This is a genomic window from Stenotrophomonas sp. P5_A9 (assembly GCF_056400525.1).
In genome coordinates, this window is record NZ_JBFULC010000009.1 from 85,817 (window position 1) to 92,591 (window position 6,775).

Below are 6,775 nucleotides of genomic sequence, written 5' to 3' on the forward strand. Positions count from 1 at the left end.
TCTGCGGCAGCGACCACCGGTCAGCGCCGCATCAGGCTGCGCCGGCGTCCGGTGGACAGAGCATTCTAGCCTCGGGCTGCGCCGGGGCCACGCTGCACTACGCGGGCAGACAGCCCAGGCTCACCCGCTCACGCTGTTCCAGATCCCGCTCGGTGGCCACCGACTGGAACCCGGCCTGCAGCAGCAGCGCGCGGATCGCCTCGCCCTGGTTCCAGCCGTGTTCGAGCAGCAGCCAGCCGCCCGGCCGCAGGTGCGCCGTGGCGCCGTCGATGATCCGCCGGATGTCGTCCAGCCCGTCGGGGCCGGCGGCCAGCGCGGTGGCTGGCTCGAATCGCAGGTCGCCCTGCTGCAGGTGCGGATCGTCGCTGGCGATGTACGGCGGGTTGCTGGCAATCAGGTCCAGGCGCATGCCAGCCAGCGGAGCGAACCACGAGCCTTGGCGGAAACTGACGTTGCGCACCGCATTGCGCACCGCATTCGCGCTGGCCACGGCCAGCGCCGCCGTACTGAAATCGGTGGCGATCACCTGCGCCAGCGGCCGCTCGCTGGCCAGCGCCAGCGCGATGGCGCCACTGCCGGTGCCCAGGTCGGCCACGGTCAGCGGCACGTCCAGCGGCAGCCGGGCCAGCGCCAGCTCGACCAGCAGCTCCGTTTCCGGGCGCGGGATCAGCGTGGCCGGGGTCACCGCCAGGTCCAGCGTCCAGAAGCCGCGGTTGCCGACCAGATACGCGACCGGCTCGCCCGCCACCCGACGCGCCAGCAGGGCCGCGAAGGCGTCCGCGTCGGCCTGGGCCACCGCGTCGGTGGCATGGGCGAACAGCCAGCTGCGCTCACGCCGGAGGACATACAGGAGCAGCAGTTCGGCCTCATGCCGTCCTTCCACCCCCGGCAGGGCGGCGGCGGCATCGGCGAGCAACTGGCGGACCTCGGGCGGCGCGGCGGTCATGGCAGGGCGATCAGCGAACGGGGCGCGAAGTGTAGTCCACCCCACGTGGCCCACGCAGGCGGTGAGTGCGACGCAGCATCGGCCGGAATCCATTGATTCAAAGAATGCCGATACCAATATTGATTGGGCTCCCCTATTGCGAATCCGCGCCAAGCGCCTGATCGCGATGCCCATTGGCGCAGGCGTCGTTCAGCCAGCGGCGGAGGCGGATAAACAACGGCTATGGCTGCCATCGATGGCTGATCCGCCAAGACCCGCGTCCCGCAAGGGATCTGCCCCGCGTGGTGCCAAGCGTTCATCCCCTGATCATTCCATTTTGATAGCCTATGACTATCGTATAGATGCAATCAATGGATTGTCCTTATGGGAATGAAGCCGCTAACCTGTGTTGGTCGCTTCACCCACCCCCTTCACCAAGAGGAACAACGATGTCGCTCATCAATACCAAGATCCTGCCGTTTGAAGCCAACGCCTACCAGAACGGCGAGTTCATCAAGGTTTCCGACAGCACCCTGAAGGGCCAGTGGTCGGTCCTGATCTTCATGCCGGCCGCGTTCACCTTCAACTGCCCGACCGAGATCGAAGACGCCGCCGACCATTACGCCGAGTTCCAGAAGGCCGGCGCCGAGGTCTACATCGTCACCACCGACACCCACTTCTCGCACAAGGTGTGGCACGAAACCTCGCCGGCCGTCGGCAAGGCCCAGTTCCCGCTGGTCGGTGACCCGACCCACCAGCTGACCAACGCCTTCGGCGTGCACATTCCGGAAGAAGGCCTGGCCCTGCGCGGCACCTTCATCATCAACCCGGAAGGCGTGATCAAGACCCTGGAGATCCACTCCAACGAGATCGCCCGTGACGTCTCCGAAACCCTGCGCAAGCTGAAGGCTGCCCAGTTCACCGCCGCCAACCCGAACCAGGTGTGCCCGGCCAAGTGGAAGGAAGGCGAGAAGACCCTGACCCCGTCGCTGGACCTGGTCGGCAAGATCTAAGCCGCGCCTCATCCCCATTCCCGTTTCGACGGGAGTGGGGGTGAACCCAAGCCGGTGCCCACGCGCCCGCTTCGGTTCACCCCCATGTCGCGCAGATGCACCCGCGGGGTTCGTCGACGCTGTTCCCTTGCCTGAATCAAGGAGTTTTTCGATGTTGGATGCCAACCTCCAGTCCCAGCTGAAGACCTATCTGGAACGTGTCACCCGTCCGATCCAGATCACGGCGCACGTGGATGACGGCGCCAAGTCGCAGGAGATGCTGGAGCTGCTCAACACGCTGACCACGCTGTCGGCGCAGATCCGCCTGGACGTACGCCGCGACAGCAGCGAGCGCACCCCTTCGTTTGCGCTGACCACTCCCGGCCAGGACATCCACCTGGCCTTTGCCGGGCTGCCGATGGGCCACGAGTTCACCTCGCTGGTGCTGGCCCTGCTGCAGGTTGGCGGGCACCCGTCCAAGGCCACTGCCGAGCTGATCGAGCAGGTGCAGGGCCTCGAGGGCGAGTTCAAGTTTGAAACCTATTTCTCGCTGTCCTGCCAGAACTGCCCGGACGTGGTGCAGGCGCTGAACCTGGCGGCAGTGCTCAACCCGCGCATCCAGCACGTGGCGATCGACGGCGGCCTGTTCCCGGCCGAGGTCGAGGCACGCCAGATCATGTCGGTGCCAACGGTGTACCTCAACGGTGAAATGTTCGACCAGGGCCGCATGACGCTCGAGCAGATCGTGGCCAAGCTGGACACCGGGTCGGCCAAACGCGACGCGGCAAAGATCGACGCCAAAGCACCCTTCGAGGTGCTGGTGATCGGCGGTGGCCCGGCCGGCGCGGCAGCCGCGATCTACGCCGCGCGCAAGGGCATCCGCACCGGTGTGGCTGCAGAGCGTTTCGGTGGCCAGGTGCTGGATACCATGGCAATCGAGAACTTCATCTCGGTCAAGGAAACCGAGGGCCCCAAGCTCGCCGCCGCGCTGGAACAGCACGTGCGCGAGTACGAGGTCGACATCATGAACCTGCAGCGCGCCACTGCGCTGGCGCCGGCCGGTGATGACGGCCTGATTGAAATCACGCTGGAAAACGGTGCCGCGCTGAAGTCGCGTTCGGTGATCCTGTCCACCGGTGCGCGCTGGCGGCAGATGAACGTGCCGGGCGAAGACCAGTATCGCAACAAGGGCGTGGCCTACTGCCCGCACTGCGACGGCCCGCTGTTCAAGGGCAAGCGCGTGGCGGTGATCGGCGGGGGCAACTCCGGCGTGGAAGCGGCGATCGACCTGGCCGGCATCGTGACGCATGTGACCCTTTTGGAATTTGATGACAAACTCCGGGCCGATGAAGTGCTGCAGAGAAAGCTGCGCAGCCTGGGCAACGTCACCATCATCACCAGCGCCCTGACCCAGGAAGTGCTGGGCGATGGCCAGAAGGTGACGGGGCTGGTCTACCACGACCGCGTCGGTGGCGATGCGCACCGGGTCGAGCTCGAAGGCATCTTCGTGCAGATCGGGTTGCTGCCCAACACCGAGTGGTTGAAGGGTTCGGTGGCGTTGTCGCCCCGCGGCGAGATCGTCATCGATGACCGCGGCCAGACCAGCGTGCCAGGCGTGTTCGCAGCGGGCGATTGCACCACCGTGCCCTACAAGCAGATCGTCATCGCGATGGGCGCCGGTTCGACCGCCGCACTGAGCGCTTTCGATCACCTGATCCGTACATCCGTTCCCAAGAGCAGCGGCGTTGTCGCCGAAGCTGCCTGAAACGTCAGGGTCCCGGTTCACCGGGGCCCACCTGCTGGGTAAGCCACGCCATCACCCGGTCCATTACCGCTTAGAGGTCCAAGGAAATGAACCTACGTGATCTGAAATACCTGGTGGCGCTGGCCGAGCACCGGCACTTCGGCCGCGCCGCGGCCGCCTGCTTCGTCAGCCAGCCCACCCTGTCCACCCAGATCCGCAAGCTGGAGGACGAGCTTGGCCTGCCGTTGGTCGAACGTGCTCCACGCAAAGTGATGCTGACCCCGGCCGGGGTCGAGGCGGCGGCGCGTGCGCGCACGATCGTCGCCGAGGTCGAGCAGATGAAGGAAGCTGCCCGGCGCAGTCGCGATCCGGAAGCCGGTACGGTGCGGCTGGGGATTTTCCCCACGCTGGGCCCGTACCTGTTGCCGCATGTGATTCCCAACATCCGCGAACGCTTCCCGCAGCTGGAACTGTTGCTGGTCGAGGAAAAGAGCGACGAACTGCTGGCGCGGCTGCGCGAAGGCAAGCTGGATGCGGCGTTGCTGGCGCTGCCGCTGGACGACGATCAGCTGCATGCCGAATTCCTGTTCGAGGAACCGTTCCTGCTGGCCGTGTCCGGGCAGCATCCGCTGGCGCGGCGCCACCATCTGGACGTGCAGGAACTGTCCACGCAGAAGTTGTTGCTGCTCGAGGACGGGCATTGCCTGCGCGACCAGGCCCTGGCGGTCTGCCGGTTGTTTGGTGCCAATGAAAAGTCCGAATTCCGCGCCACCAGTCTGGAAACGTTGCGGCAGATGGTCGCCGCCGACGTGGGCATCACCCTGCTGCCCACCCTGTCGGTGAAACCGCCGGTGCCCCGTTCGGAGAACATTCGCCTGCTCGATTTCCAGGGCGATGATCGTCCCAGCCGCCGCATCGCGATGGCGTGGCGGCGCAGTTCGGCGATGACCGGTTTCCTCCAGCAGCTGGCGCAGCAGTTCAAGCGCCTACCGGCCGGCCTGTTCACCCTGGAAAACACCGATTCGGACGTGGGCACGGCACCGCGCCGCAGCGCCTGATACGCCGACCGCCCAACACGCTGAACCGGCCGCATCGTTGTCGATGCGGCCCGGGTCGCATCCGCCTTCGATAGGCAGCACAATAGAACCCAGGCGGCGCCAGCAGGCGCCGCCTTTTGCATGGGCCATCATCAATCGCAAGGAGCTTTACATGTCCACTTCCAGCGGGCTGCCCCCGTCCATCATCGTTTCCAGCCACGACATGGATCGGCTGGATGCCATGCTCGACTCCCCGGCGGTCAGCCAGACCGCCGCGGCTGCGGCCCTGGCCGCCGAACTCAACCGGGCCACGGTGGTGGCGCCGGAGCAGATGCCCGAGGGCATCGTCATGATGCATTCGCGGGTGGAATGCGAAGATGAGCTGCAGAACGAGAAGCACGTGCTGACGCTGGTCTACCCGCGCGAAGCCGATGTCGAGCAGGGCAAGGTGTCGATCCTTGCGCCCGTGGGCACCGCGCTGCTGGGCCTGGCCGTCGGCCAGACCATGGACTGGGATGCACCGGGTGGCCGCAAGCTGCGCTTGCGTGTGACGGCGGTCCACAACCAGCCCCAGTCCTGAATTCCCTGCCGCTGCGCAGGTTCCCCGTTTCGTACCAGGAGTCGCAATGAACACCGTTTCTCCGTCCAAACTCACCCAGCTGCGTGATCTGTCCGTCGTGGTCGCCGATACCGGTGATTACGAAGCGATCAAGCGCTTGAAGCCGGTCGACTGCACGACCAATCCGACCCTGGTGAAGAAGGCGCTGGATCTGCCGGTGTATGCGGACCTGATCGAGACGGCACTTGCGTGGGGCCGCGAGCAGTCGGGTGAGCGCGAGACGATCGTGCACGCGGTGGCCGATCGCCTGACCGTTGGCGTGGGCACGCTGCTGAGCACGCTGGTGCCGGGCCGGGTGTCGACGGAAGTGGATGCCGACCAGGCCCACGATACGGCGGCGACGGTGGCCAAGGCGCGCCAGTTCATCGCGATGTACGAGGCGGCCGGTGTGCCGCGCAGCAAGGTGCTGATCAAGATCGCGGCGACGTGGGAAGGCGTGGAGGCGGCGCGGGTGCTGCAGGCCGAGGGTATCGACTGCAATCTGACGTTGATCTTCAATCCGACCCAGGCGCTGGCCTGCAGCGAGGCGGGGGCGTTCCTGATTTCGCCGTTCGTGGGACGCATTCTGGACTGGTACGTGGCCCATGGGCAGGCGCCGGCCGATATCGATGCCGATCCGGGCGTGGTGTTCGTGCGCGGGGTGTATGCCGAGTTCAAGCGCCGCGGTTCGCCGACGGTGGTGATGGGTGCCTCGTTCCGTTCGACGGCGCAGATCGAGGCGCTGGCGGGGTGCGATCGTTTGACGATTTCGCCGGATCTGCTGGAGAAGCTGGATGCCGACCATGGCGCGCTGTCGCGCAAGCTGGTGGCCGGCGCGGCCGAAGCGGTGTCGGTGACGCCGATCGATGCGGCGCGCTTTGCGACGGATCTGGCCGCCGATCCGATGGCGACCGAGAAGCTGGCGACGGGGATCGATGCGTTCGCCAAGGATCTGGAAGCGCTGCGCCAGACGATCCGCGAGCGGTTGTAAGCGGTTCGCGTTGTCTGGACAGTGGAGAGCCCCGCATTGCGGGGCTTTTTGTTTTTTCGGGCAGCTGCACGTTTGACTGCGACTGCGACTGCGACTGCAACGGCAACGGCAACCGCAACCGCAACCGCAACCGCAACGGCTCACTGTCGACGGGTTGGGGTCGGTGTGGGTGGGATGGCGGGACACGCCGTGAATCCGTCCATGGAGGCTCGCACACGCCATCCATGGCGTGTGACGGTCCCGCCATCCCACCCACACCGCCCCCCCGACAGACGGCGGGTGCGTTTGGGAAAGCGGGTTTGTTGGTGCGTTTKGGGAACGGCCTACCGGTGCATTTGGGTGAATGGCTTGGCTGGCGCGTCTTGGGAAACGGCCTACCGGTGCGTTTTCGTGCACGGCTTGGCTGGTGCATCCGGGKRGACGGCCTTGCCGGGRCCTTTGTGTGGTGGGTAGAGCCGAGCCATGCTCGGCTGCCTCCCCACCGACGC

The 6,775-nt window shown here is 66.0% G+C and carries 6 protein-coding genes; 5 read left to right on the top strand and 1 reads right to left on the bottom strand.

Annotation, left to right across the window (positions count from 1 at the left end):
- Positions 1-97 precede the first annotated feature (97 nt).
- The gene (gene prmC / locus AC1DR7_RS04795) at positions 98-946 is read right to left on the bottom strand and encodes a peptide chain release factor N(5)-glutamine methyltransferase (RefSeq protein ID WP_457318571.1); all 849 of its coding nucleotides are present in this window, start codon (positions 944-946) and stop codon (positions 98-100) included.
- 428 nt (positions 947-1,374) lie between these two features.
- On the opposite strand from prmC, the gene ahpC reads away from it, so the two are divergent.
- The 5 genes from ahpC to AC1DR7_RS04820 all read left to right on the top strand — a co-directional run bounded on the left by ahpC (position 1,375) and on the right by AC1DR7_RS04820 (position 6,287).
- Positions 1,375-1,938 (top strand): alkyl hydroperoxide reductase subunit C, encoded by a 564-nt coding sequence (gene ahpC / locus AC1DR7_RS04800; protein ID WP_256774973.1) that lies wholly within the window; start codon positions 1,375-1,377, stop codon positions 1,936-1,938.
- 151 nt (positions 1,939-2,089) lie between these two features.
- Positions 2,090-3,682, top strand: a complete 1,593-nt coding sequence (gene ahpF / locus AC1DR7_RS04805; RefSeq protein ID WP_256774972.1) for an alkyl hydroperoxide reductase subunit F — start codon at positions 2,090-2,092, stop codon at positions 3,680-3,682.
- A gap of 86 nt (positions 3,683-3,768) precedes the next feature.
- Complete coding sequence (gene oxyR / locus AC1DR7_RS04810) at positions 3,769-4,719, top strand: DNA-binding transcriptional regulator OxyR (protein WP_256774971.1); 951 nt, start codon at positions 3,769-3,771, stop codon at positions 4,717-4,719.
- Positions 4,720-4,870: 151 nt separating this feature from the next.
- On the top strand, positions 4,871-5,278 hold the full coding sequence (rnk, locus tag AC1DR7_RS04815) for a nucleoside diphosphate kinase regulator (protein ID WP_457318572.1): 408 nt from the start codon (positions 4,871-4,873) through the stop codon (positions 5,276-5,278).
- 46 nt (positions 5,279-5,324) lie between these two features.
- Positions 5,325-6,287: a transaldolase gene (locus AC1DR7_RS04820; RefSeq protein ID WP_256774969.1), complete on the top strand. Its 963-nt coding sequence runs from the start codon at positions 5,325-5,327 to the stop codon at positions 6,285-6,287.
- Positions 6,288-6,775: the final 488 nt, after the last annotated feature.

Bases quoted from the DNA above. Each gene is read 5' to 3' on its own strand.
- prmC (WP_457318571.1), bottom strand. From the start codon at position 946: ATGACCGCCGCGCCGCCCGAGGTCCGCCAGTTGCTCGCCGATGCCGCC.
- AC1DR7_RS04820 (WP_256774969.1), top strand. From the start codon at position 5,325: ATGAACACCGTTTCTCCGTCCAAACTCACCCAGCTGCGTGATCTGTCC.
- ahpC (WP_256774973.1), top strand. From the start codon at position 1,375: ATGTCGCTCATCAATACCAAGATCCTGCCGTTTGAAGCCAACGCCTAC.
- ahpF (WP_256774972.1), top strand. From the start codon at position 2,090: ATGTTGGATGCCAACCTCCAGTCCCAGCTGAAGACCTATCTGGAACGT.
- rnk (WP_457318572.1), top strand. From the start codon at position 4,871: ATGTCCACTTCCAGCGGGCTGCCCCCGTCCATCATCGTTTCCAGCCAC.
- oxyR (WP_256774971.1), top strand. From the start codon at position 3,769: ATGAACCTACGTGATCTGAAATACCTGGTGGCGCTGGCCGAGCACCGG.